At 53.3% G+C, this 24,871-nt stretch carries 19 protein-coding genes and 2 pseudogenes; 20 read left to right on the top strand and 1 reads right to left on the bottom strand.

Translation table 11 applies throughout. The features are described 5' to 3' along the window. Nucleotides 1–69: 69 nt before the first annotated feature. The 8 genes and pseudogenes from QMG93_RS35470 to QMG93_RS27935 form a co-directional block, all read left to right on the top strand. Nucleotides 70–264: pseudogene (locus QMG93_RS35470) on the top strand (sigma factor-like helix-turn-helix DNA-binding protein); the annotation flags it as partial. A 387-nt stretch (nucleotides 265–651) separates the two neighbouring features. Beyond that, nucleotides 652–1,584: a VCBS repeat-containing protein gene (locus QMG93_RS27965; protein ID WP_413789349.1), complete on the top strand. Its 933-nt coding sequence runs from the start codon at nucleotides 652–654 to the stop codon at nucleotides 1,582–1,584. Nucleotides 1,585–2,123: 539 nt separating this feature from the next. Further along, nucleotides 2,124–3,214: pseudogene (locus QMG93_RS27960) on the top strand (transposase). A 265-nt stretch (nucleotides 3,215–3,479) separates the two neighbouring features. After that, nucleotides 3,480–3,950: a hypothetical protein gene (locus QMG93_RS27955; RefSeq protein WP_281942410.1), complete on the top strand. Its 471-nt coding sequence runs from the start codon at nucleotides 3,480–3,482 to the stop codon at nucleotides 3,948–3,950. A gap of 329 nt (nucleotides 3,951–4,279) precedes the next feature. Beyond that, nucleotides 4,280–5,086, top strand: coding sequence for a phosphodiester glycosidase family protein (locus QMG93_RS27950; protein WP_281942408.1), 807 nt, complete (start codon nucleotides 4,280–4,282; stop codon nucleotides 5,084–5,086). Between the two features lie 251 nt (nucleotides 5,087–5,337). Beyond that, nucleotides 5,338–5,889 (top strand): RICIN domain-containing protein, encoded by a 552-nt coding sequence (locus QMG93_RS27945; RefSeq protein WP_281942407.1) that lies wholly within the window; start codon nucleotides 5,338–5,340, stop codon nucleotides 5,887–5,889. 297 nt (nucleotides 5,890–6,186) lie between these two features. Continuing rightward, nucleotides 6,187–6,954: a carbohydrate ABC transporter permease gene (locus QMG93_RS27940; RefSeq protein WP_281942404.1), complete on the top strand. Its 768-nt coding sequence runs from the start codon at nucleotides 6,187–6,189 to the stop codon at nucleotides 6,952–6,954. A gap of 29 nt (nucleotides 6,955–6,983) precedes the next feature. Then, complete coding sequence (locus QMG93_RS27935; protein ID WP_281942402.1) at nucleotides 6,984–8,195, top strand: trans-sulfuration enzyme family protein; 1,212 nt, start codon at nucleotides 6,984–6,986, stop codon at nucleotides 8,193–8,195. Here QMG93_RS27935 and QMG93_RS27930 read toward each other — a convergent pair whose 3' ends face one another. Continuing rightward, entirely contained in the window at nucleotides 8,196–9,062 is an 867-nt protein-coding gene (locus QMG93_RS27930) for a helix-turn-helix domain-containing protein (RefSeq protein WP_281942400.1), read from the bottom strand. Between the two features lie 269 nt (nucleotides 9,063–9,331). Here QMG93_RS27930 and QMG93_RS27925 point away from each other — a divergent pair, with 269 nt between their 5' ends. The 12 genes from QMG93_RS27925 to QMG93_RS27870 all read left to right on the top strand — a co-directional run bounded on the left by QMG93_RS27925 (nucleotide 9,332) and on the right by QMG93_RS27870 (nucleotide 24,439). Next, nucleotides 9,332–11,911 carry a fibronectin type III domain-containing protein gene (locus QMG93_RS27925; RefSeq protein WP_281942398.1) on the top strand — a complete coding sequence of 860 codons (2,580 nt, stop codon included), beginning with the start codon at nucleotides 9,332–9,334 and terminating at the stop codon, nucleotides 11,909–11,911. Between the two features lie 153 nt (nucleotides 11,912–12,064). Beyond that, nucleotides 12,065–12,406 (top strand): PadR family transcriptional regulator, encoded by a 342-nt coding sequence (locus tag QMG93_RS27920; RefSeq protein WP_413789348.1) that lies wholly within the window; start codon nucleotides 12,065–12,067, stop codon nucleotides 12,404–12,406. Next, entirely contained in the window at nucleotides 12,403–12,963 is a 561-nt protein-coding gene (locus QMG93_RS27915; RefSeq protein ID WP_281942395.1) for a DUF1700 domain-containing protein, read from the top strand. The genes QMG93_RS27920 and QMG93_RS27915 overlap by 4 nt, the downstream gene beginning before the upstream one ends. A 240-nt stretch (nucleotides 12,964–13,203) precedes the next feature. Further along, nucleotides 13,204–14,202 carry a beta-ketoacyl-ACP synthase III gene (locus QMG93_RS27910; protein WP_281942393.1) on the top strand — a complete coding sequence of 333 codons (999 nt, stop codon included), beginning with the start codon at nucleotides 13,204–13,206 and terminating at the stop codon, nucleotides 14,200–14,202. Continuing rightward, nucleotides 14,192–15,466: a hypothetical protein gene (locus QMG93_RS27905; protein WP_281942391.1), complete on the top strand. Its 1,275-nt coding sequence runs from the start codon at nucleotides 14,192–14,194 to the stop codon at nucleotides 15,464–15,466. The genes QMG93_RS27910 and QMG93_RS27905 overlap by 11 nt, the downstream gene beginning before the upstream one ends. Next, nucleotides 15,463–16,467, top strand: a complete 1,005-nt coding sequence (locus QMG93_RS27900; protein WP_281942389.1) for an NAD-dependent epimerase/dehydratase family protein — start codon at nucleotides 15,463–15,465, stop codon at nucleotides 16,465–16,467. Before QMG93_RS27905 ends, QMG93_RS27900 begins: the two co-directional genes overlap by 4 nt. Continuing rightward, a complete protein-coding gene (locus QMG93_RS27895) occupies nucleotides 16,457–17,341 on the top strand; it encodes an MBL fold metallo-hydrolase (RefSeq protein WP_281942387.1) in 885 nt (294 codons plus the stop codon). The genes QMG93_RS27900 and QMG93_RS27895 overlap by 11 nt, the downstream gene beginning before the upstream one ends. Then, nucleotides 17,341–18,684, top strand: a complete 1,344-nt coding sequence (locus tag QMG93_RS27890; protein ID WP_281942386.1) for a F390 synthetase-related protein — start codon at nucleotides 17,341–17,343, stop codon at nucleotides 18,682–18,684. Before QMG93_RS27895 ends, QMG93_RS27890 begins: the two co-directional genes overlap by 1 nt. Further along, nucleotides 18,665–19,816, top strand: coding sequence for a GNAT family N-acetyltransferase (locus QMG93_RS27885; RefSeq protein WP_309299688.1), 1,152 nt, complete (start codon nucleotides 18,665–18,667; stop codon nucleotides 19,814–19,816). Before QMG93_RS27890 ends, QMG93_RS27885 begins: the two co-directional genes overlap by 20 nt. Nucleotides 19,817–19,844: 28 nt before the next feature. Then, nucleotides 19,845–20,690 carry an SDR family oxidoreductase gene (locus QMG93_RS27880; protein WP_281942382.1) on the top strand — a complete coding sequence of 282 codons (846 nt, stop codon included), beginning with the start codon at nucleotides 19,845–19,847 and terminating at the stop codon, nucleotides 20,688–20,690. A 453-nt stretch (nucleotides 20,691–21,143) separates the two neighbouring features. After that, entirely contained in the window at nucleotides 21,144–23,648 is a 2,505-nt protein-coding gene (gene uvrA / locus QMG93_RS27875) for an excinuclease ABC subunit UvrA (protein ID WP_281942380.1), read from the top strand. A 152-nt stretch (nucleotides 23,649–23,800) separates the two neighbouring features. Next, nucleotides 23,801–24,439 carry a rhomboid family intramembrane serine protease gene (locus QMG93_RS27870; RefSeq protein WP_216789972.1) on the top strand — a complete coding sequence of 213 codons (639 nt, stop codon included), beginning with the start codon at nucleotides 23,801–23,803 and terminating at the stop codon, nucleotides 24,437–24,439. Nucleotides 24,440–24,871 lie beyond the last annotated feature (432 nt).

The raw sequence follows: 24,871 nt of genomic DNA, 5'->3' as shown, positions 1-24,871 counted from the left end.
GGGCACTAGTTACCAAGCCGGCATGGCCGGTCGGGAGCTGACCGAAGACGAACGGTTCAACTTCAAGATACGATGTGCAATTTGTCCGAACGGAAACGACAATGTTTTGTACTACATATCGCCTTCCGGTTCTCAATGAGGCAGATTGCAGAGGAGTTGGATATGAAGAAAAAGACTGTTCAGACGAACATTGAGCGGGCCAAGCAGAAGATTGAAGCAAATAAATTAAGCAGCCTATTCCAGGTGGGGGAGGCTGATTTTTAGTTAGCTTCTCCATATATATTATTTAATTGTTGATGGTATAATCTATATATTTATGACTTATCAGTTTGATGATGAGCATCGTGGGACGGCAGGAGGTATGTCTGGAGCTGTTAACACGCTTTTCTCTGGTTTGGCTTTCGAAGGGATTTTTCACTATTTATTAAACGTGAAGAACTTGGAATGCAACAGAGGAACTAAAGTTGCAACGAAAAGCTAAGTAATCAATGAATACCTTTGAAGGTATTAGGGTAATAAAGTTTGTGTACTTAAAGTAATGGTTCTTTTTCTTTAGCAAGAATTGCGCTCCTTATTTTTGTATCGGGCCATATTCCCCCGCATTCCTGCATATAATTTTACATTGGGAATAAAGAGACAGGTGGGATAAAGATGGACACGTATGATTTCGGAAAAGCGATCCATTACTATTACGCAAAAATACGAGAAACGAATCACCCTTATTACTGGTACTGTTTGGCTGATGCACAGGGACGAGCCGGATTAACCAACGAAGCGCTGCAAACGATTGATAACGCCTTGTCGTTTCCAAATCCTTACCCTTCAAAGCGGGAACTGCTGGAAATGCAGGTGAGCCTCCAATCTGTTCCTCCAAGAGAAATGAATCCGAAAAGACCTTCCATAGTGACTGCAAAGCGGGGCGATATTGACGGGGACGGGATCAAGGACAATGTCCTTCTTACCGCAAATAAAACCCCGGATAGTCCTTTTTGGAGAAATATAACTTTGGTCGTCCAAAATGGGAAAACACATCACTATAAGCCAATCCTCTTAAAAAATAACGCCGGATACAATCCGACACTTTTTCTTGGCGATTTTACAGGCAATAAGGTGGATGATATTTTAGTGGTCATTGATACTGGAGGAAGCGCCGGTGCTATTTATGCGTATGTATTTTCTTATATTAACGGTCAACTCCGACAGATTTTTAATTCTGATGTATTCAATGAAATCTATAAGTACGATGTGACTTATGAAAATCAATACAGAGCAGCGGTGATCAATTATTCCCTAAAAGAAAAGTATATTATTGACCTTACTTATAAGGGTAAGGAATATTTATCTGAAATTTATACCCAGCAAGGTGTTTTGAAGGCACCGATAAACGGTTGGGTAAATCCTTTGTCTGGTTTATACCCGGTTGATTTTAACAGGGACGGCACATATGAGCTCGAAGCGTATCAGAGGATAGCCGGGAGGTACAATGCTGACTCACTCGGATTTGTACAGACCGTATTGAAATGGAACGGGCAGGTGTTTGGTCCTGACCGGCAGAATGTGGCCATCTTTGGCGGGGAAATATAACTACTGAAATTATTATTTTTGTAAGAAAGGTAACTAAAGAAACTTCTTCATGTGTACGAGATTAATAGGCAGTCTTTTCATCGTAATTTGAATTTTGATCACCAATTCGGGGTGATGAAACTTTGTTGGTATATTACGCGACATTCACGCCTCTAGAAATTCACGCTTTCAATTTCTTGAGGAAGAAAAATATATTCGAAATTTGGTTTAAAGATATCAAATTATTAATGCGGCAGGATTTTGAGTCATTTGTTAATTCTATATTGGACGGTTTGAAAATTGTGAGTTTCGAGTCCAAAATGTCGAACGATTACAAGACTCAGCATACTGTGATCAGGCTACAGAATTAAATATAGCCGCGTCAACTGGGGCGGAAAAGAAATATTTCAAGCCCTATCGGGGCGATGCAAAATTACTGTAGGTTATACAGCCAGCCTGTTGAGAAACCCCTCAACAGGCTATTTTCTTTGTTTGCATTATTTATCTATTCAACGCGTTAATATGATATAATATTATTATCCTAACAAGGCGGTGGTTGCATGCTTCGCTCTAATCCGAATGTGCAAAACAGCTACGAATTCGTTTGTTTGGAAGAACTCGTTCCTCAAAATCATTTGCTCCGTAAGATCCACAAACACATTGACTTTTCCTTTACCTTGAAAAAGTGAAGCCATATTACTGCGAAGATAACGGCCGCCCTTCGGTTGATCCGATCATGCTCTTCAAAATGATGTTTATTGGCTATCTGTACGGCATTCGTTCTGAGCGCCAGCTTGAGCGCGAAATTCAACTCAACGTGGCGTGGCCTATCGCTGGTTTGTCGGATTGGGTTTAACGGACCGTGTTCCGGATCACAGCGCCTTGAGCTTGAATCGCAAGCGACTTCAGGACAGCGATGTTGTCCAAGAAATCTTTGACCATGTTGTGTTCAAAGCCATTGAGCTTCGGATGGTTGCAGGCCGCGTGCTCATCACGGATTCGACCCATCACAAAGCCAAAGCCAATAAGCGTAAATTCATCAAGCAAGAAGTCGAAAAGAGCGTCAAAACCTATCTGGATGACTTGGACGAGGCCATTCAGGCCGATCGGGAAGCTCATGGAAAAAAGCTTTAAAGCCCCGGAAGGAGGTGACCCAGACTAAGGAAACAAAAGTGAGCACAACGGACCCGACAGTGGGTATACGGTGCGCGACGGCAAACCGGAGGGCTTCTTCTATTTGGATCACCGGAGAGCGCGACCAGTACATCTGTCTGCAAAAACAAGAGCTGACCTATGCCATGACAGACCGGGAGGGTTACCTCCAGTACAAGTCGGATCCTGAGATTTGCAAAGACTGTCCGTTACTATCCCAGTGTACACGTTCAAGGAACAAACAAAGGATTCTGACACGACATGTTGGCAGGATAGCAAGGAGTGGGTAAAACAAAACGGGCGCTCTCGCTCGGGCAAATATCTGTACCGTCTCCGGTACCAAACGATTGAGCGAAGTTTCGCGGATGCCAAAGAGCTCCATGGACTTCGCTATTGCCGGTTCCGCGGCAAGAAAAAAGTCTTATAGCAAGCGCTCATGACTGCCATCTGCCAGAACGTCAAGAAGATAGCCAACCACCTGGCCAAGCTAGCCGGATAGGGCGATCTTCTTATTTTTATATACTCGATATTTCAGGAATTAAAATAATTATTCAAGCGAGCCTTTTAAAAACAGAGCTTTGTCGACAGCCTGGGCACCTTCGTGGTGCTTTTTGTTTTGTACGCAGTCGGGTATTCGACATTTTTTGTGCAAGATAATGCTATTTTTATGCCAGATAATAAAAATAAATACAAATAACAGTAATTTGATTTATATTAATGGTGGTAAGAACAAATTTAATTCAAAAAGCGAGGAGGAAAAAGAAATGAAGAAGAAACTCATCACTATGACAGCAATTGCAACCATTGTAGCAGCAATACCGATTGGTGCTAGTGCAGCACAACCTGCAATACCAACTACAAACATGGTGTGGCAGAATGAAATTGGTACCTTCGACGTAGGCGATCTACTTGTAGATAGCGGTGACACATATATTTCTAACCAAGGTTATGACGAATATTCTTTTGACTTTACAGAAGCAGATGGGAATGATCTTCGGGTTGGCTATGTAGGAACATCAAAACAAGATGTCAAGGTTTACATTTATTACATTCCAGATCCGGAAAACAACCCTAATAAGCGAAAGAAAGTTGCTACTTATGAGGCAAATCGAAGCAATAATTATAAATTCACCAAAGATATTGAGGGTGCAGAATACGGAAGTTACGAAGCTAGAGTGGTATCCGGAAATGGCAACGGGGGAGAGGATTACAGATTTCGTATTAGAGGACTATAGCCAATTGTTGGGATCCGTTAGAAATAACGGTTCCTTTGATTTTACCGCAAAGAAACAGTAGGCGGTGTTCCCATTGACAAAGGCCGAGCTGAGGATAGCCTTTGACTGACCCGGAAGAAGTTGCTCGGGAAACGCTAGCACAGAGCCGGAGAAAGAATCAGGGGCACCCCGTTCCATGTTCATGAAGCAATTCGATTAATATGGCATTCGACAATTTTTGCGCCGGATCATTTCATTTTTCTGCGAGATAATCCAAAATGGGTTTTGAACGGTGAGATACGGTATTATATGGTTGAAATGCACAAACTCATCGGTTGGAGGCGAATTGGATGAAAAAGCGATTTTCTATTATTATGGCGTTGACTGCATTGTTGACATTCGTTATTCCGAATAGCAGTTTTGCAGGCATAGGTGGCCCGACATCATACAAATACTCTACTTATCCGGCTAATAAAGTTAATTTAAATGTCATTCAAACGAGTCCCGGTAATATTCAGTTGAAAGCTCTCAATCTTAGCGCTAACTTGGAGCATACTAGTTATATTGGTATAAATGGCGGATTTTTTTCTGATCAAGTCGAAGGAACGACTGGTATGAAAAAAACACACAATATTGCTATAAATAATGGAAAACCGGTCATCGGCACAGATAAAGCCGGCAATAACGGATGGTACAATTCGGGAAACCAAGGCACGATTATTTGGGATGCGAAAAACAGAAAGTTTCTATATAAAGTGTTAAATAACGGTTGGGAAGTCAACAAAGCGGTAGGGCATACGAATTATTGGGCGCAAGGCGGAGTGTCGATGAGCCTTGGTTCGGCAAACTGGAAAGACACAATGAAAAAGGAAAAGCTGCCGAACCCGGATGGGTTAGCCCAACGAACGGCCATGGTTTATAGCGGTTCGGGAATTTATTTAATTGTGACAGATACGAAATGTACTGCCGAGGCATTTCGGGCGGCGATTCAACAGTATTTTGGAATTAAGGATGGCTCGCCTAAAAATGATGTAAATGGGATATTCCTCGATGGCAGCGGTTCTTCACAAATGAGGGCCTATGACCATAATAATAAGCTAATCAACATAAAAGGGGATAGCAGACCATTGAATCAGATTATTACGGTCACCCCGTAACAACGACGAATTCAGAAGCAGGCAGGTTGTCATTTAAAGACAGCCTGCTTGTTTTTTATTGCTTGTATTAATCCTCAAAATATATGTATAATTTTACCATAACGTATGGTATAATATAGTAGTTTCCTAGAATATACAAGCAGAGGTGATCTAATGGTTTAAATTTTATTTGAACGAACAGGCAGTCGATTCTGGAGATGGCTTGAACGAAATCGCAATGTTTCGAACATCAAAAATGAGGAGTGGTAAATGTGCTTAAGTCTCTGAAATCTTACAAAAATTGGGTGATCGCGTTAAGTATTAGCTTTTGTTTCGTGCTGCTGGCCATCGTAGGTACAGGGGCCAAGTCTGCGGAAGCGGCAGTCGATATTGACCCTTCGGCCATTTACAACATCATCGCCAAGCATAGTGGCAAAGCGCTGGATGTAAGGAATGGTTCCTCGGACGATGGCGCGGCCATCCAAACCTGGACTTATAATAATAGGGGCAATCAACAGTGGAGAATCGTTTCGACGGGCGACGGCTTCTATAAAATTGTTGCCGTACATAGCGGTAAAGTGCTCGATGTTGCCGATAACTCCTACGCTGACGGGGCGTATATTTATCAATGGTCCGATAACGGCGGGAATAATCAAAGGTGGAGCATCGAGCCCCTGGGCGACGGATCTTACAAAATTACCGCCAAGCATAGCGGCAAAGTTCTGGATGTGAAAAACGGCAGGACTGAAGATCCGGCGTTTTTGCACCAATGGTCTTTTCAAAACACGGACAATCAAAAATGGTTTCTTCAAAGAGCGAATTAAGTTTGTTCGGACCTAGAAAACACCTTGCCACAGGTGTTTTTCTTTTTCTGCAGAAATTAACCGAAGGTCTAAAAGACAGCCGATAAGACGATAGTAACGTTTACAAAACTTTCTTTGCGAAGCGTTTGGTAAAGATTGTATAGCGGGGTTCTTTTCCCGTGGATACTTGCTATAATGAGAGAGCAGCGCGTGATCGCCGGACTTTTCAAACTCAAATTGCTGGTGTAGCGGAAGAAACAGCTGGCTTTTGCCGGAAAGGCAGGCAAGGCGGCCGCTCTTGGCCTGTATTTGATCTTTATGGTATTTCCGTTGTATTGGATGGTCATTACTTCGCTCAAGCCTCGCAACGAGATCTTTACACTGCCTTTGCAGTATTGGCCCGAACGAATCTCGTTTGAAAACTATATTCAGATCTTTAAAATCTCGAAGTTCCATATTTACATCGGCAATAGTCTTATCGTTTCGCTCACTTCGGCGGCCGTCGTGCTGGTTGTGACCGTTCTGAGCGGATACGTCCTGGCCCGGTTCACGTTTCGGGGCAGCAAGCAGTTGATGATCGCCTTTTTCGTTACCCAGATGGTTCCGCTTTTTATCGGATTCAGTACGCTCTATCTGATGATGTCCCGCATGGGACTGCTGAATAAGCAGGGCTCTCTGATCCTGATGTACACGGTCGGTCTCGTACCGTTCTGCACCATCATGCTGCGAGGTTTTTTTCAAAGAATTCCGGCGAGCCTGGAGGAAGCGGCGATGGTTGACGGCTGCTCAAGGCTGAGCGCCTTGTTTCGCGTCATCGTGCCGGTCATGATGCCGGGAATTTCGGCCACGTTTATTTTTGCCTTCGTCCAGAACTGGAACGAACTGTTCATGGCCATCATGTTTATTGACAAGGAAAGCTCCAAGACGCTGCCGGTCGCCATGAACTCCTTTATTACGAAATTTGATATCGATTGGGGATCGATGTCTGCCGCAACCGTGTTGTCCATTGTCCCGACGGTCATTTTATTCGCCATCTGTCAGCGATTCATCGTCGAAGGCTTGACGCAGGGAGCGGTAAAAGGATAGTCAAAACCATATTGAAAGGACCGATTCCCGTGAACCCTAAATTGGATGGTCAAACCGACGGCCGTACCCGCAAAAATGTTATCGATCCGAGTACGCAGGTAGCCCACGATCCTCATGACGAGCTGCACCGGGGCGCCGTGGTCATGCCGATTTACCAAAACAGCTTGTTCACCTTCGCCACGTACGAGGAGTTTGACCGTGCGTCTGCAGGCGCGAGCGATTCGTTCGTGTACACGCGGGGGAATAATCCGACGGTACGTCAACTGGAAATGCGGCTGGCTGCGCTTCAAGGGGGCGAGAAAGCGCGCTGCTTCGCTTCGGGCATGGCCGCCATCTCCACCGCGATCCTGGCGAATGTCCGGGCGGGCGACCATATCATTTGCATCGATCAGGTGTATGGGCCGACGCGGGAGCTGTTGACGGGTTTTCTAACGCGGTATGGCGTCGAGACGACCTTTGTGGACGGCGCTTCGCTCGAAGCTATTCAGGCAGCGGTCAGGGCGAATACGAAGCTGGTATATCTGGAAAGTCCTACCACCATGACGTTCCAGCTTCAAGATTTAAGCGCCTGCGCCCGTTTGGCGAAAAGCATCGGGGCCGTGACCATGATCGACAATACGTGGGCGACGCCGTGTTTGCAAAACCCGTTCGAGCACGGGATTGATTTCGTACTTCATTCCATGAGCAAATATATCGGGGGACACAGCGATATCATCGGCGGGGTGCTGATCGGATCTGCGGAGAACATCAATCGGATTAACGCCAGCGAATACTTGCTGCTGGGAGGGATTATGACTCCGCACTCGGCCTCGCTTGCGATGCGGGGGCTGCGAACGCTGCCTTTGCGGCTGGAGAAGCAGGAGCAGAGCGGGCTGACCGTCGCCCGCCATCTGGAAAGTCTTCCGTTCGTGAGGAAGGTGAACCATCCGGGGCTTGCTTCCCACCCGCAGCATGAACTAGCCCGGCGGCAAATGAGCGGATCGAGCAGCCTGTTTTCCTTCGAGACCGACCTGCCTGCCGAGAATATGAAAGCGTGGGCGGACCGGCTCGAATACTTCCGGATCGGCGTCAGCTGGGGAGGCCATGAAAGTCTGGTCACCGTCGGCCGGCTCGGACCCGGTTACGAGTCCGTTCCGGGCTCGCTCGTCCGATTGTATGTCGGCTTGGAAAATCCTCAAGTTCTAATTGAGGACATCGAGCGGGCAAGTGCACAGCTGCCAGTGGAAAAGAGCGATAAGTAATCACCCTTCTTCCAGTTCTGCCTCCCGGTCGGGGGCCGAACGGACGGCTTGCCGGTATTCGCTGGGGGACAGCGTCGTGGACCGCTTAAACAGATTCGAGAAGTAAAACCGTTCCAGCCCGATCTGGCTTGCGATTTTTTCGATGGATTGGTTCGAATGGGTGAGCAGCCATTTGGCCCTTTCGATCCGGACCTTGTTAATATATTCGATCGGCGTGACATGGAACAGGTTTTTGAAGTACCGGCAGAAATAGTTTGGACTGTAATGAAACGCTTCGGCCAGCGCTTTCGGCGTCAACGGCTCGGCAAGGTGCTCTTCGATGTATTGCAAAATTTGATTCGACCGGCTGATCGCGGGGGAAGAGGATAGACGAATCGACTGAGGCGAGAGCCGGTCCATATAGTACGTCACAATTTCATATAAAATCGCATTTGCTTTGAGCGGGGACGCGAGGTCACCGCTTTTTTGATTTGCTTTCGTAAGCTTCTCGAACAAGTGCTGCATATAGGGCATGTCATCCACTTCAATATAGTAAGGAAAGTCGATCAGATGGGAAAGATGAAAGCTGCCAACGTTTGCGGAAAAATGGCACCAATACTTGTGAAAGGTGTTGGCGCTGATGATCGAGTATGCCAGAGGGGTGTCCGACGGCAAAAAATACAATTGGCCGGCAATGGGATAAAACTCCTGACGCTTGACTTGAAGCCAGCCTTCCCCGCCCAAGATCAAATAAAAGCGGTTGAAGCCGTCCGTCCTTAGCGGCCTCCGCCAATTCTGGGTGACTCTTTCGCAGTAGCTGGAGACCATAAGCTCCAATTGCAGCGTTTTGAAATAATTTTGAATGATCTCGTTTTGGTTTCCGCCCATCTTGACATTCCCCTTTCCAAGCAAAAGTATACCATGGAATGGGAAGATAGGATATTCCATGAAAAAGTTACAGATATACATATTGCAGGGAGCCGGTTTCCGATACGATGGGGGTAGCCCTGCAATAGGGGCTTCGCAGGCATAACGATGGTTAGCCCGCGAACGCGAATGAGGAGATGAAAGGAGGGGGTCTTCGCAAGCATGGAGCCGTTGGAGTCATCCGGCGGAATTTACGGTTGCAAAACACACATGGGGAAGGAGTAGATCAAGTGAACAACGAATCAAAGAACGGGTATCCGAAACGAATGTGGCGCAGAGCCGTATCTCTGCTGCTCGCCTCTCTATTATTTGCGTTCCAATGGACCGGCAGCGCGGGAGCGGAAGAGGCTGCCGACAGCCGGGCAGCGGCGGCCAAAGAAACCGTTGCGGAATGGATCTTCACGGATAAAGGAACCAATGGTGTGTTCCCAGCAACGGGCGGAGTGTACAAGACATCGTCGACGTTTCGGGACGTAGGCACGAACACGGATCAATACACCTACGACTCGGGAGAGCGCAGTATCCGCAATCAAGGGTGGAATGACGGAACGGGCAAAAAATACTGGCTTGCCACGATATCCACCAAGGGCTTTGAGAACTTGACGCTGTCGTCCCAGCAGACGTCCTCCAGCACGGGTCCGCGCGATTTCAAGGTGCAATTCAGCACGGACCAAACGAACTGGACCGACCTTCCCGGGGGCAATCTGGTGCTGGAGCAGACGAACTTCAACTGCAAAAACAACAGCTGCAAGCTGGTTGACGCTCCGCTTCCGAGCCAAGCCAACGACAACGACCTGCTGTACATCCGTTGGGTCGTGAATTCGACGAAGAACGTGAGCGGGGGGACCGTGTCCAACTCCGGCTCCACCCGGATCAAGGATGTGATCGTCAAGGGCGACCGGAAAACCGGCGGCCCGACTCCGACCTTAAGTGTGCAGCAGGCTCCTGCCAACGGAGCGAGTGACGTTGCGTCGAACGCGGCCGTCTCCGTCAAATTCAACAAAGCGATCGCTTTGAACAGCGGTCCGAGCGTTAGCATCGTTGACCAGAACAACACCTCCGTGGGCAATTTGTCCGTGGGTGTCGTTAACAACGATACGCTGGCGATTAATCACCCGGATTTTGCCGAGGGCAAATCGTATACGGTCACCGTTCCGAAGGAGCTAGTCCAGGGAGCTTCAGACAACGTTCCTCTGACGAGTCCGATCGTTTGGAGCTTTACAACGAGAGGTGCTTCGGCGGCGGGCGCGCCGACCTTGTTGAATATGACCTTTAACGGGGATACGAAAACCAGCATCTCGTTTGACTGGTATACCGGGACGGACGTCACGGGGACCGTCGTTCAGGTCGTCGAGGCTTCCAAAGCTCCGGGCGGAAGCTTCCCCGAGCAGGAGGCGATGACCTTCACCGGTACGACGGAAATCGTGAAGACGCTGATGAAAAGCAGCGACCGAAGCTCGAATAAAACGACCTCGTTCGCCAATCACAAGGTGACGGCGAATAACCTGAAGCCGGGCACGAAATACAAGTACCGCGCAGGCAGCGGAAGGGCGGACAGCTGGAGTCCGGTCGGCTCCTTCACGACCGATCATGCGAACAATCACGATTTTCACTTTATTTATACGACGGACACGCAAGGCTCCAGCAAAGGAAACTTTGAGCTGTGGCAGGATACGTTCCGCAGAGCGATCGATCATATCGGCGATCCGAAATTCATGCTGCTGACAGGCGATCTGATTGATGACGGGGATCTGGAGGAGCAGTGGCAGTGGTTCTTGGGGATCCCGCAGAAAGAATTTGCGAACGTGCCATTTGCCCCGATCGTCGGCAACCATGAGATCGAGGATCATCCGAACAACAACTTCTACTACCATTTCAACCTGCCCAAAAGCGTCGGCACAAGCACCGAAGACGGCACGGTATATTCCTTCGAATATGGCGATGCGCTTTTCATGCAGATCAATACGCAGTACGAAGGCAAAGTCGATCCGTACAAGGCTGATGCCGGTTTTAAAGCGCAGGTCGATTGGATGCGCAGCCAAGTGGCGAAGACGGACAAGAAGTGGAAAATCGTCGCGATGCACAAGGGGGCGTATTCCTCCGGGGACAACGCGGATGCGGAATCGGAGCGCGTGGAGTTTTACCGCAAATATTTGATTCCGGTCTTCGACGAATTGGGCATCGATATGGTGCTGGAAGGCCACGACCACCTGTACATGAGATCGCATCAGATGCTGGGCAACAAGGCGATCAAAGACGTTGTCGTAGACGGACAGGGCAATGTGGTGAACCCGCAGGGCTCGGTGTATTTGATGGGTAATTCGGCGGCCGCCAAGTTTTACAAGATCAATCCGAACATCAAGGACTTCTTCTCCGTGAAAAACGCCCAGCCGAACAAAAAAATGTTCATGGACGTGCAAGTAACGGACGGCATTCTGAAGTTCACCTCGTATACCGCCGCCAAAAACGAGCCGCTGGCCGTTTATGACCAGTACAGCATCAAGCGGACGGACGGCAAGCCGTCGAAAGTGGAGAATGCCAAGGCTGAGCTGAAGAACCGTAGCGCCGTCATTTCCTGGAACGCTCCTGCGTCCACGTCCGAACCGGTCCGAGGCTACCGGATTTATGAAAAGAACGACAAAGCCGGAACGAACTGGAGCGTATACGTTCCGGCGGTGAAAGGGCAGAGCGCATACCAATACACCGTCAATAACGCGGACCCGGGCAAAACGTACGACTTCGTCATCAAAGCCGTCGGAACAAGATCGAATTCCGACCCGATGGAGGCAAGTACGTCTACGAATCCGTGATCTGAAAATCGCAACCTGTGCTTGCGGCTTCTTCGATAACAGAGGGAGCCCGGGCACGGGTCTTTTTATGTGCCGGAAAAATACTCCACCAAGTACCTTGCAGAACAAAGTAGTGTGTGGTAGCATAGTAGTGGAAGGGGAGATCGTATGGATATGACGGAGTGGACTTCCCAGGTTCGTCGCGGAATTTTGGAATATTGCATCCTGCTACTGGTCAGCAAGCAGCCGCGATACGGCTACGAGCTGGTAACGCTGCTGGATCGGTGGGAGCCCCTTGCCGTAACGGAAGGGACGCTGTACCCTCTTCTGCGCAGGCTGCTTAAAGAGAACTATATCGATTCCTTCTGGAAGGAATCGGAAGCCGGCCCGCCGCGCAAATATTACAGCCTGACTGCCGACGGACGCCTATTGCTGGAGGCGATGTCCCGCGAATGGAACAAGCTGGACGCGGCAGTGTATCAAATTCAATTGTATCGGGGAGAGGAACCGTTATGAGTCCGAAGACGAGAGCTTATTTGGAAAAACTGTATCAGCTATTGGAGAGAATGCCGGAAGACGAGCGGCTGGACGCGATCCGGGAAATCGAGAGCCATATTGCGGAAGGCGTGGCGGGCGGCCAGTCGGAGGACGCCATTCTGGCCCGACTCGGTGACCCGCGAGTGCTGGCGAAAGCGTACCGGAGCGAATATATTATGGAAAAGGGCCCGGCGAGATCGTTCAAAGACGTCATGATAATGGTCGGCTTTTATTGCACGACCGGGCTGCTGAGCATCATGGTCATTCCTGTGCTTGCCACCATCGCCTATGGGTTTGGGTTTTGCTCGGTTCTCATCTTCATCGCCGGGTTCATCCGCACATTCGGCGTCACCTGGATTCATATGAATCTCGGACCCGGGATCGAAGTTCCGACCGAGTGGAGCATGTTGTACTCCACCATCGTCGGCGGCATCGTTGGGGGGATTGCTTACTTAAGCTGGAGAGGCCTGCGCAACTATATGAACTTCCTTTCCGCGAGCTACAAAAAAGTGCTGCCCGGCAGCAGAGCAGCGTAGCGTTGTACGACGAAATGTCCATAGTTAAGCGGGGGAGTACCGCAGTGCAATGACCGCATTCCGTGTCGGATTATGCGGTTTTTTTGCGTTTCGAAAAAGGGATACGGCGGGGCTGTCGCGAATGGATAATAGGCCTCAAGGGGTATTAGACAAAGTTAGTACTATGTTCCGGCCGATTTTTCTTTACAATAAAAATATGGCTTGAATCATACACGCACACACGGAAAGCAGAGGATACGTATGCAAACTCGTCATGTAAAAATTATCGGAACCGGTAAATATATGCCGAAGCGCCGGGTCGCCGATTCGGAGATGGATCGGGCTTTGGGCGTACCGGAAGGCTGGGTAAGGAAAAAAACAAACGTCATTCACCGCCATTTCGTAGAGGATGAAACGGCTTCTTTGATGGGGGCAAAGGCGGCCTATGCGGCAATGGAAGCGGCTGGATTGACGTTCGAAGATATCGATTGTCTGGTATGCACGAGCGGGACGATGGAGCAGCCGATTCCTTGCACCGCCGCATTAATTCAAGAAGCAATGGGGCAGCAGCATTCCGGCGTTCCCGCATTCGACATTAACTCGACGTGCCTGAGCTTTGTCGCCGGCCTCGATGTAATGTCCTATATGGTAGAGGCCGGGCGGTACCGCCGCGTCCTGCTGGTATCGACCGAGATCGCTTCGAAAGGCTTAAACTGGAAGCAAAAGGAAAGCGCAGCTCTCTTCGGCGACGGGGCGGCGGCAGCCGTCATTGCGAAGTCCGGGCCGGAAGAGCGCTCGCGCATCCTCTCCGCTTGCATGGAAACGTACAGCGCCGGGGCGCATCTCTCGGAAATTCGGGGAGGCGGCAGCGGCCGCCCTGCCGGGGCTTTTGCTCCGGAGACGGCGGAGCATTATTTGTTCGACATGCAGGGAGAGCCTTTGTTTCGGATGGCCTCCAAGAAGCTGCCGGATTTTATGAATCGCCTTCTTGCCGGGGCAGAGTGCTCCATTGCGAACATCAAGCTGGTCATTCCGCATCAAGGAAGCGCGATGGCGATGCGGCTGCTCAGCCGAAAACTGCGTATTTCCGAAGAGCAGCTGCTGTACATTACGCCTGATCATGGCAATACGATATCCGCTTCGATTCCGATGGGACTCCACGAAGCGATCCGTCAAAGGAGAATCGAGCGAGGAGACCGCGTGCTGCTGCTCGGCACTTCGGCCGGACTGACGCTGGGAGGCGTTGTGCTTGATTACTAGACGGTTAGGAGCTTCGGCCGAGCATCCTAAGGTGCTGATTACCGGCGGTCGCGCTCCGGCAGCTCTGGAGCTTGCCCGGCTGCTCGCTGCCGCAGGCTGCGAGGTGCATGCGGCAGAAAGCGTGCGGCATCACTTGTGCCGCGTGTCGAAAGCGGTCGCCCGCAGCTATGCGGTGCCGGGTCCGGCACGTGAACCCGAGCGCTTCGTTGCGGCGCTCGAAGAGATCGTACGGCGCGAAGGCATCGCATGGCTGATCCCGACCTGCGAGGAGATTTTTTACGTGTCGGCCGGACTGGAACGGCTCAGCCGGATATGCCGCGTCGTCGCTCCGCCGCTTGAGCAGCTCCGGCGGCTGCACAGCAAATGGGAATTCATCCGCCGGGCACAAGAGCTCGGCTTGTCTGTTCCGCATACGGAGCGGGTGAGCACTCCGCAGGAGTGGGCCCAATTCACGGCACGAATCGGTTCCGTCCAGGAGGAAGTTTTCCGGGACGGCTATGTCGCAAAGCCGGAATTTTCGCGCTTCGCTTCCAAGGTTCGCATCGTGAAGCCAGGCGGACGGGAAGCAGGGGTGGCAGCGACGGAGAGGACCCGGATTACCGAAGAGGCCCCAACCGACGATTTCCAACTGGAAGCCGAAAGCTATCCTTGGGTTGTTCAGCAATTCATTCCGGGGCGAACGCTGTGCACCTACAGTATCGCGTACGAAGGCAGACTCGCGGCTCACGCCGCCTATGCTGCCAGTTACGCAGTCCGCGGCGGGGCCAGCGTATATTTCGAGCCGCTGTATCATTCCGGCATGCTCGAATGGGTACGGCAGTTTGTCCGGATGGAACGGTTCACCGGGCAAATCGCGTTTGATTTTATCGAGACGGAGCGAGGAGAGCTACACGCCATCGAATGCAATCCGCGGACGACAGGCGGCATCCATCTGTTCAGGCCGGAGGACGGGCTGGTCTCGGCTTTGCTGCAGCCGGAAGCGCTGGGCGAATCGGTGATCGAGCCGCAGCCGCAAACGAAGGGGATGCTGGGGCTGCCGATGCTGGCCTGCGGGCTGACGGGAAGCCGCTCGTGGCGCGCCTTCACGGCATGGCTATCCAAGTATGCCGCGGCCCGGGACGTCGTATTCCGCTGGAGCGACCCGCGGCCTTTTGGGGAGCAGCTTTTTCTGCTCTTGGAGCTGCGGAGAGCCGCGGCCGCCCGCAAGCAGACGCTTATGGAAGCTTCGACCGGCGATATCGAATGGAACGGAGGGACATCATGAACAGGAACGCCTTAGTGACGGGAGGAACAGGCTTTCTGGGCAGACGGCTAGCTCTCCGGCTCCGGAACGAAGGCTGGAACGTTACCGCGTTGGGCAGACAACCGGCGTTTGGGGAGGAGCTCCGGCGGCAGGGCATCCGATTCGTGCACGCGGACCTGCGGGACCGGGAGCGGGTGGACGCCGCTTGCGCCGGTCAGCAGGCCGTATTTCACTGCGGCGCGTTATCGGCATCTTGGGGGCCATACAACGATTTTTACGATAGCAACGTTCTCGGAACGGAACATGTTACCGCCGGCTGCCTGCGGCATCAGGTCGGCCGGCTTATCCACGTGTCGACGCCCAGTGTATATTTCGGCAGCACTCATCGGCTGGGCGTCCGGGAATCGGACCCGCTGCCGCGCCGTCAAGCCAGCCCGTACGCCGCGACGAAGCGGCTGGCCGAGGAGGCCGTAGCACGGGCCGGGGAGGAAGGGCTGGAGACCGTTATCGTGCGTCCGCGCGCCTTGTTCGGTCCGGGCGACGCTTCGATTTTGCCGCGGCTGATCGAAGCCAATGCGGTGCAGGGCATCCCGCTGCTCGGAGGAGGGAAGGCGCTGATCGACTTGACGTATGTCGACAATGCCATCGATGCACTGCTGCTGTGCCAAGCGGCGCCGGCCGCTTCCGTGGCGGGACGCATCTACAATATTACGAACGGCGAGCCGATGCCTTTTGGCGAGGCGGTAACCAAGCTGCTCGGGAAACTGGGCATTCCTGTCCGGTTCAAACGGCTGTCTTATGCCGCCGCCTACGGTGTTGCCGCGCTGATGGAGCTATCCGCCCGGCTGCTTCCCGGCCGGGGCGAGCCGATGCTCACCCGGGCGGTGGCGGGCATGATCGGGAGAAGCCAGACGCTGGATATTAGCGCAGCCCGAAGGGAACTTGGCTATTCGCCCAAGATTTGCGTGGACGAAGGAATGGAAGCTTTTGCTCAGTGGTGGAGGAGTAAGCATGACTTATAGACAACAGAGAGAAGACAGAGGGCTACCGATCCCCAAGACCAAGCTGCGTTTGTTTGCGGCAGGCTATTGCACCCATCCGGAATGGGTGACGCTTCGGGGAGGCTCGCTGCGTTCGTGCCGCATTCCGGCGATATTCGCCTGCATTGAGCACCCGACGTTCGGCACGATTGTCGTAGACACCGGATATTCGGAGCGGTTCATCCAGGAAACGAACTGGCTGCCGGAGCGGCTGTATAGTATGATTACGCCTGTCGTATTCCGCGAGGAGGAAAGCGCGGTGCGGCAGCTTGCAGCCTGCGGGGTCTCTCCGGAGCAGGTGCAGACGGTGATCGTGACGCATTTTCATGCCGATCATGTGGCCGGTCTGCGCGATTTCCCGAACGCCACATTTTTGTACGTACCGGAGGCGTACGACGCGGTGAAGTCCTTGCGCGGATTGGCGGCGCTCCGCAGAGCGTACCTGCCCGGGCTGCTGCCGGAATCGTTCGAACGCCGCTCGCAGCCGATTCTCCGGGAGCGGCAGGTCGAGCTGCCGGCGGATTTCCCGTTCTCCAGCGGCCTCGATGTGCTGGGTGACGGCAGTCTGGTTGCGGTCGATCTTCCCGGGCATTCGGACGGGCAGATCGGGCTGCTTTTGTCAACGGAGCGCCACGATTATTTGCTCTGTGCCGATGCGGCCTGGTCGAGCCGGGCGATCCGCGAGAACCGCCCGCCGCACCCGCTTGCCGGACTGGTCATGCCGAACCGGCGCCAGTACCGGGACAGCTTCGAGCGGCTCGTTCGGCTGCACGAGCGGTATCCGGCTTTGCGCATCGTTCCCTCACACTGCCCGGAGATCTGGGAAAAGTGGATTCAAGGAGGGGAACCGCTCTGATGCTGACCGATTCGCTGCGCATTTTATCCCGTTATTGGCTTACCCGCCAAGGACGCCGGTGGACGGACCGGGCTTCGCTCGAGCGGTGGCAGGAAGCGCGCATCCGGAGCCATTTGGACCGGGTACGGCGGCAATCCCCCTTTTACCGCGAATGGTGGGGGAATCGTCCGCTGTCGGAATGGCGGGAGTTTCCGATGATCGACAAACAAATCATGATGGAGCAGTTTGACCGTCTGAACACGGCTGGAATCCTGAAAGAGGATGCCTTTGCTCTGGCGTTACGCGCGGAACAAACGCGGGATTTCACTCCGATGATCGGCGGGACGACCATCGGCTTATCGTCCGGAACGTCGGGGCATAGGGGACTGTTTCTCGTTAGCCGGGAGGAACGGCTGGCTTGGGCGGGCGCCGTGCTGGCCAAGGTGCTGCCGGGGTCGCTCTTCGGCAAGCATCGCATTGCCTTTTTTCTGCGCGCCAACAGCAACTTGTATGCTGCTGTAGGAAGCCGGCGGCTGCAGTTCCGGTTCTACGATCTGCTCGATCCTTTGGATCGCCATCTGGAGTGGCTCCGGGAGCAGCAGCCGACCTTGCTCGTCGCGCCGCCTTCCATGCTTCGCCTGCTTGCAGAGCGGCAAAGGGAGGGGCGGATATCGATTGCGCCCAGGTGCATCGTGTCGGTGGCCGAGGTGCTGGACCCGCTGGATCGCCGGTATATCGAAGAAACGTTCGGGCAAACGCTGCATCAGGTTTACCAGTGCACCGAAGGTTTTCTTGCCGCTACATGCGCTCACGGTACGCTGCATATGAATGAAGATATCGCAGTCATTCAGAAAGAATATGTGGACCTTGAGTTGCGGAAGTTCGTTCCGGTTATTACCGATTTTTCCAGAAAAGCGCAGCCGATGATTCGCTACCGGCTGAACGACGTGCTGACCGAGCGTTCGGAACCTTGTCCCTGCGGATCGCCGTTTATGGCGATTGAAACGATCGAAGGGCGCTGTGATGACTTGTTCTATTTTCCGGCGTGGGATGGCGAAGGCTGGGTACGTGTATTCCCCGATTTCATCAGCCGGGCGCTGCTTGCCGCCTCCGGCGACATCGAAGCGTATCGCGTCGTGCTCCACGCGCCGAATCGGCTGGAGGTTTCCCTGCAAGTCGCGGACGGCAAACGGGCGGAGACCGAAGCGGCCGTGGCGAACGCCTTGACCGGTCTGTGCGATCGGGTCGGCTGCCGCACGCCGGGGTTCGAATTTACGGCGTATGCCTTCCAGCCGGGAGACCGGAAGCTTCGGCGGGTGGAGAGGAGGTTCGACCTTGACCTCGATGCTGCGCTTATTCGATAGGGAATCGATCGGACAACTCGAATGGCCTGATACGGCTGACGGCGGGTATGCCAAGCGCTACTTGCTTCCGCTGCTTCAACAGCCGGTCGAGACATTCGTGCCGAACCTGTCCACGGCTCTTCAAGTGCTCCAGTTGAACGACAACGTATTGCCGGTGACCGTCAATGAGACGGAGTATGACAATTCGTACGTCTGTTCTCCGTACACCCACTACGTCAGCTATGCGAAGCAGGAGCTGTATCTGCTAAAGTCACGCCCGGCGCAGCTTGCGCTCGGCGGGCTGCTTACCGTCATGGGCTGGCTGCTGAAGGGGAGCGGGTTCAACCTCACGGTGCAAGTGAACAACTGGCTGCTGTCGACCAATCTGTATCCCGAGCTGGCTGACGAGGAAACGGAAGACGCGGTCCGTTTCCTGCTCCGTTCGTTTCCGCAGCATACGCTGATTTTCCGGTCCCTCAACCGGACGACGAACGCCACGATGATGGATGCGCTCAAGAAGCTGGGCTTCCGCATGGTTCCGAGCCGGCAGGTCTATCTGCTCAAGCCGTCGGACGATGCTTGGATGAATGCCAAAGCCCGCTGGCTGCTGAAACGGGATTATGGACTGCTGGACAAACACGGGTATGAAGCCGTCGGTCCGGAGGAGCTAACGGAAGCGGATATGCCCCGGCTGGCGGACCTGTACCGGGCGCTTTATTTGGATAAATATTCGTATCACAATCCGCAGTTCGGAACGAGCTTTTTCAAGCTGGCATGGCAGGAAGGGCTGCTGGAGCTTCATGCGCTTCGTCACAAGCCGACGGGACGCTTGGATGCGGTGCTCGGCTTCTTTTGCCGCAATGGAGTCATGACCACGCCGATCTTCGGCTACGATACGTCGCTTCCGCAGGAGCTCGGCTTGTACCGCATGTTGTCGTCGGTGCTGATCGGCATTGCCCGGACGAACGGCCATCTGCTCCATGAAAGCTCGGGGGCCGCGCAGTTTAAGCGCAACCGCGGAGCGGTCGCTGATATCGAATACAGCGCCGTTTACGACCGTCATTTGCCCTTCCGCCGGCGTTCGGGCTGGATGCTGCTGCACAAGACGCTGAACGGCATCGGCATTCCACTTATGAAAAAATATAAATTTTGAGACAGGAGCAGGGGAAGGAGGGATTTCGATGGACAACGCCCAGCCGGTTGCTTTGGTGACAGGCGCGTCCAGCGGCTTCGGGTTATTAACGGCGGTCGCGCTTGCGCGCGCAGGCTACAGAACCGTTGCGACGATGCGCAATCCGGACAAATGCGAAGCGCTTCAGGAGCATGCGGAGCGCAGCGGGGTGCAGGAGCTGATCGATATCATGCCTCTGGATGTCACCGATCATGAGGCGATCGGGCAAACCGTCGGTTCGATTGTCAAAACGTACGGCCGGATCGATGTGCTTGTGAATAATGCCGGTTTTGCCGTCGGCGGTTATGTAGAGGAGGTGCCGGTAGAGCAGTGGAGACAGCAGCTGGAGACGAACGTTTTCGGCGTGATCGCGGCAACCAAGGCCGTGCTTCCGCATATGCGGGAGCGGAGATCCGGATACATCGTCAACGTCAGCAGCGTCAGCGGACGAAGCGGCTTCCCAGGCTATGCGCCTTACAGCACGTCCAAGTTCGCCGTGGAAGGCTTCAGCGAGTCGTTAAGGCTCGAAATGAAGCCCTTCGGCGTTCACGTCGTACTCATCGAGCCGGGCGCCTACAAGACGGACATTTGGCAAAAAGGCTTCGCCTCCATGTGTACCTCCGAAGCTTCACCTTACCGGCATTTGCTGGAGAAGGTGCTGCGTTACTCGAAGCAAGCCGCCGCTACCGCCCCGGATGCGGCGGAAGTTGCGGATACCATCGTCCGCGTGGTCCGCTCGAAGCATCCCAAGCTGCGTTATCCGCTTGGTCGCGGGGCTAAACTGAGCCTGGGGAGTAAGGTGCTGCTCCCATGGCGATGGTACGAATCGATTGTGCTGCGTCTGCTCAAGAAATGAAGCGCATAAATGACATAAGGTTAGGCCGTTCCCGGTTTGGAGATCCGCGGGAGCGGCCTTTTTGGTTATCCGCATCTTGACTGGCCTTTTCTAGCGTGTTGCGGGGCAGCACGGAGGATGTTCCGGCCTAGATTCCGCGTTCAGGGTGATCCACTCCGTATACTTCATTTAAAACTCTAAAGTACGTGTCGAATGTTCTGGATAAAATAGCTTATTTAAAGGGGGTATAGACTCTTGAACCTTTGCATTTGCATCAATGTAGTATGATGGGGTTGAAGCTCGAATGAGGAAAGGAGTCGAACGATCATAAAGATACTGATCGCAGCTTGTGTTGACTACGAGCCCCGTATGGAATCAGGAAAGAAGGAATCCGTCGGCAAAGGCGCTGCATGGAGAGGCGCGTCTGTAGAAAAAGACACTCGCTTGCAAGATCAACGTAAAGGAGGACTATAGTTGAAAGAAGCCATCTTGATCCAAGGCGCCCGTGAAAATAACTTGAAAAACATCTCGCTGACGATTCCCAGAAATCGATTGGTCGTCTTGACCGGGCCATCCGGGTCCGGGAAATCGACGCTCGCGATGGATACGCTGCAAAAGGAATGCCAACGGCAGTATATGGAGTCCATGGGAATGGTCACGGATTCGATCAGCAAGCCGAAGGTCGATTCCATCGCCGGATTGTCCCCGTCGATCAGCGTAGGACAGCACGTTACGAACCGCAATCCGCGATCGACGGTGGGCACCGTAACAGACATCTACACGTATTTGCGGCTATTGTATGCCAAGCTCGGGGAGCGGCCGTGCCCGTCGTGTGGCGCGACCGTTCCGCCTTCGTTCGAAGAGGCGGACGGCTTGAGCGAGGAGGACGAAGCGTCTGGCCAACCGCAATACGTACGCTGCCCGAACTGTGCGGCCGAGCTTCCCAAGCTGACGATGGGCCATTTCTCGTTCAACAAGCCCGAGGGCGCCTGCGGAACGTGCGACGGACTCGGCAGTGTAGCCAGCTTGAACCAGGAGGCCGTCTTCGATGAAGAGCTGAGCATGCGCGAGGGATGCGTGTCCTTGTGGTACGAGTCCCTGATTGATTACCAGAACAGCATTCTGCAAGCCGCTGCCAAACATTACGGATTCGTCTTCGATCCGGATGAGCCGTTGAAAAAGTACGGTCGGGTGCAACGCGATCTGTTGTTCTACGGTGTGGAAAGCGAAGCCTTCCTGCGGCACTTCCCGAACGTCCAGCCCCCTAAATTGGTCGGCAAAGGAAAATTCGAAGGCGTCGTTACGAGCTTATGGCGCCGCTACCTGGAAAAAGATGGTAACTCGAACGGCTCCGCATCCGTAGGAGCGTATTTCCATCAGCAAACGTGCACCGAGTGTCAAGGAACCAAATTAAACAAGGAAAGCCGCCGGGTGACGGTGCGCGGAGCGTCGATTGCCGAGGTATCTTCCTGGTCGCTGGATGACGTGCTATCGTGGCTGAACGGTTTGCCGGGAAATTTGCCGCCGGCCGGACGAGAGATGCTGGAGCCAGTGCTGAACGATTTGCCGGAGCGGCTGAGACGGGTGATCGATGTCGGCTTAGGGTACCTGTCGCTTCACCGGCAAACGGTGACGCTGTCCGGAGGAGAGGCGCAGCGAATTCGGCTCGCTTCCTTGCTCGGTTCCGGTCTCACCGGGGTGCTGTATATTTTGGACGAGCCTTCGGCAGGACTGCATCCGCGGGATACGGAAGGGCTGATTCATGTCCTGAAGCAGCTTCGCGATCTGGGAAATACGGTGCTTGTCATCGAGCACGACGTCGAGGTAATGCGTGCGGCGGATCATGTCATTGACATGGGGCCTGGGGCGGGCACTATGGGCGGAACCGTTGTCGGCGAGGGTCCGCTGGAAGCTCTGAAGTTATGCGAGAGATCGGTCACGGGCGCTTATTTGCGGGACGAGAGCCGCTTGGCACCGGGGCGGGTCAGACGGCGGGGCAACGGGAGCTTCCTGACAATCCGGGATGCCTATGCGCGGAATTTAAAGCACATTACCGTTTCGTTTCCACTCGGCTGCCTGATATCGGTGACCGGCGTGTCCGGTTCGGGAAAGTCGACGCTCTTGTTCGACCTTCTTGCGCCGGGCGAGCATGCGGGAAAACGCGAAGGCTGCGGAGCTATTACCGGTCTGGAGCATATCGGAAACTGGATAACGGTAGACCAGTCGCTCGGGCGGATGCAGCGTTCGAACATTGCGACGTATACCGAAGTGTACACCTCGATTCGGAACCTGTTCGCCAGCTTGCCGGAGGCGAGGCGGAACAAGCTGACCTCGAAGCACTTTTCGTTCAACACGCCGGGCGGCCGCTGCGAGAACTGCCAGGGACTCGGCGTATTGTCGCTGCATATGCATTTTCTTCCGAATCTGGAAGTGCGGTGTCCCGCCTGCCGTGGCAGAAGGTTCCAGGACGAGGTGCTGCGTGTTACCTACAAAGGCTATACGATATCCGACCTGCTCGATATGACGGTTCAAGAAAGCCTGTCCATCCTGATGGATCAGGACAAAATGTCCAGAACAATTGAACTGCTCTGCGAAGTGGGGCTTGGCTACTTGCAGTGGGGCCAGTCTGTCACGACGCTGTCGGGTGGAGAGGGGCAGCGGATCAAGCTGGCCAAGGAGCTGAGCAAAAAAACGAAGACCCACACGCTCTATTTGCTGGACGAACCGACTACCGGCCTGCATCCCGGTGATGTGCGGCAGTTGCTCGTTTTATTGAATAAACTGGTCGATGCGGGCCATACGGTGATGGTGGTCGAGCATAACGTGGACGTCATACGTGAGTCCGATTGGGTCGTCGATCTCGGCCCGGAAGGGGGAGAAGCGGGCGGCTCGCTTGTCGCAGCAGGCACCCCGGAGGAAGTGGCCGCATGCGAAGCTTCCCACACCGGGCGCTTCTTAAGACAAGCGATGCGCTTGTAAAGTCGGCAGGCAGCATGTCCCGCTACAAACCAGACCGTGCAGGAGGAGGTGCCGTTCGGGCATCTCTTTTTTTATGCGCCGAATTCACAATAAGCACAGAAGCCGTTATAATTAGGAGATACTTTTGCATCGCAGGAAGGGAAGCGAGTTACATGTTTGCGCGTAGGGAAAGCTTAGGTCAATATGTTCGGCTTTATCCGGTGACAACGGCCATCATCTTGATTCAATTGCTGGTGATGGCGGCGATGGAGTGGTACGGATCGTCCCAAGACAGCGAAACGCTGCTCCGTTTCGGCGCCATGTACGGCGTTCCAGGCATCGAGCCGGCGCTGTGGCGCTATGTGACGGCTATCTTCGTACATATCGGGTTCCAGCACTTGCTTTTTAACAGCTTCGCCTTGTACGTGTTTGCGGCTCCGCTTGAGCGTATGCTCGGCTCCTGGCGCTACGCGGCGTTCTATCTTGCGAGCGGAATCGCCGGGAATGTGGCGAGTGCCTGGTTCCATTCGGACCCCTATATCGGAGCGGGTGCGTCCGGAGCGATCTACGGCATATACGCCGCTTACTTGTACTTGTCGGTATTTCGGCGCGATCTGATCGATTACCAGACGAAACAAACGGTATGGACCATTGTGATCATCGGCTTTGTTTATTCCTTTGTCGTCCAGAATGTCGACGTTTATGCTCATGCTGGCGGCTTCGTAGGCGGGTTGGCCGTATCGGCACTGATGACCTTGTTCGTGAAGCGGAGACGGCGCAGGGAGAGCTGGGACGAGCCCGGAGCGGAGTAATGCAGCGGGCTCGAAACCCTAGAATAGCCTGAATTGGTTGGAGAATAGAGGAACGCCGGTGCGTTAAACGTAGTTTGAAGACGGTGATGGAAGTATAGCGGAACTAGGGAGCATTTAAGTGTGTCGAAAAATGTTAATGCTCCCCATGATCGGCTTGATAACGCATCACAGGTTATCTATTTTGGGCCATTCGACGATTTCGGCCGGTATAGCGCATCTCAGTTCCTCTAAGCTTACGAGCCTCGCATCAAAGACGGCGCTTCGTGCACCGTGAAGTGAATTTGCCTCTCGGGGGGCACACAAGGCCCACCGATTTAATCCGCGAGTTCAATCCTAAAGGTCACTCCAAAAGGTCAATAGTCCCCTCTCTAAAATCATCTTCTCACATTGATCTCCGAAAATTTCGAATCCCCAGCCTCTTCAACCTTTCAC

This window comes from Paenibacillus tyrphae (genome assembly GCF_027925525.1).
Lineage (GTDB): Bacteria > Bacillota > Bacilli > Paenibacillales > NBRC-103111 > Paenibacillus_G > Paenibacillus_G tyrfis_B.
This window is presented reverse-complemented; position numbering and strand designations above follow the sequence as displayed.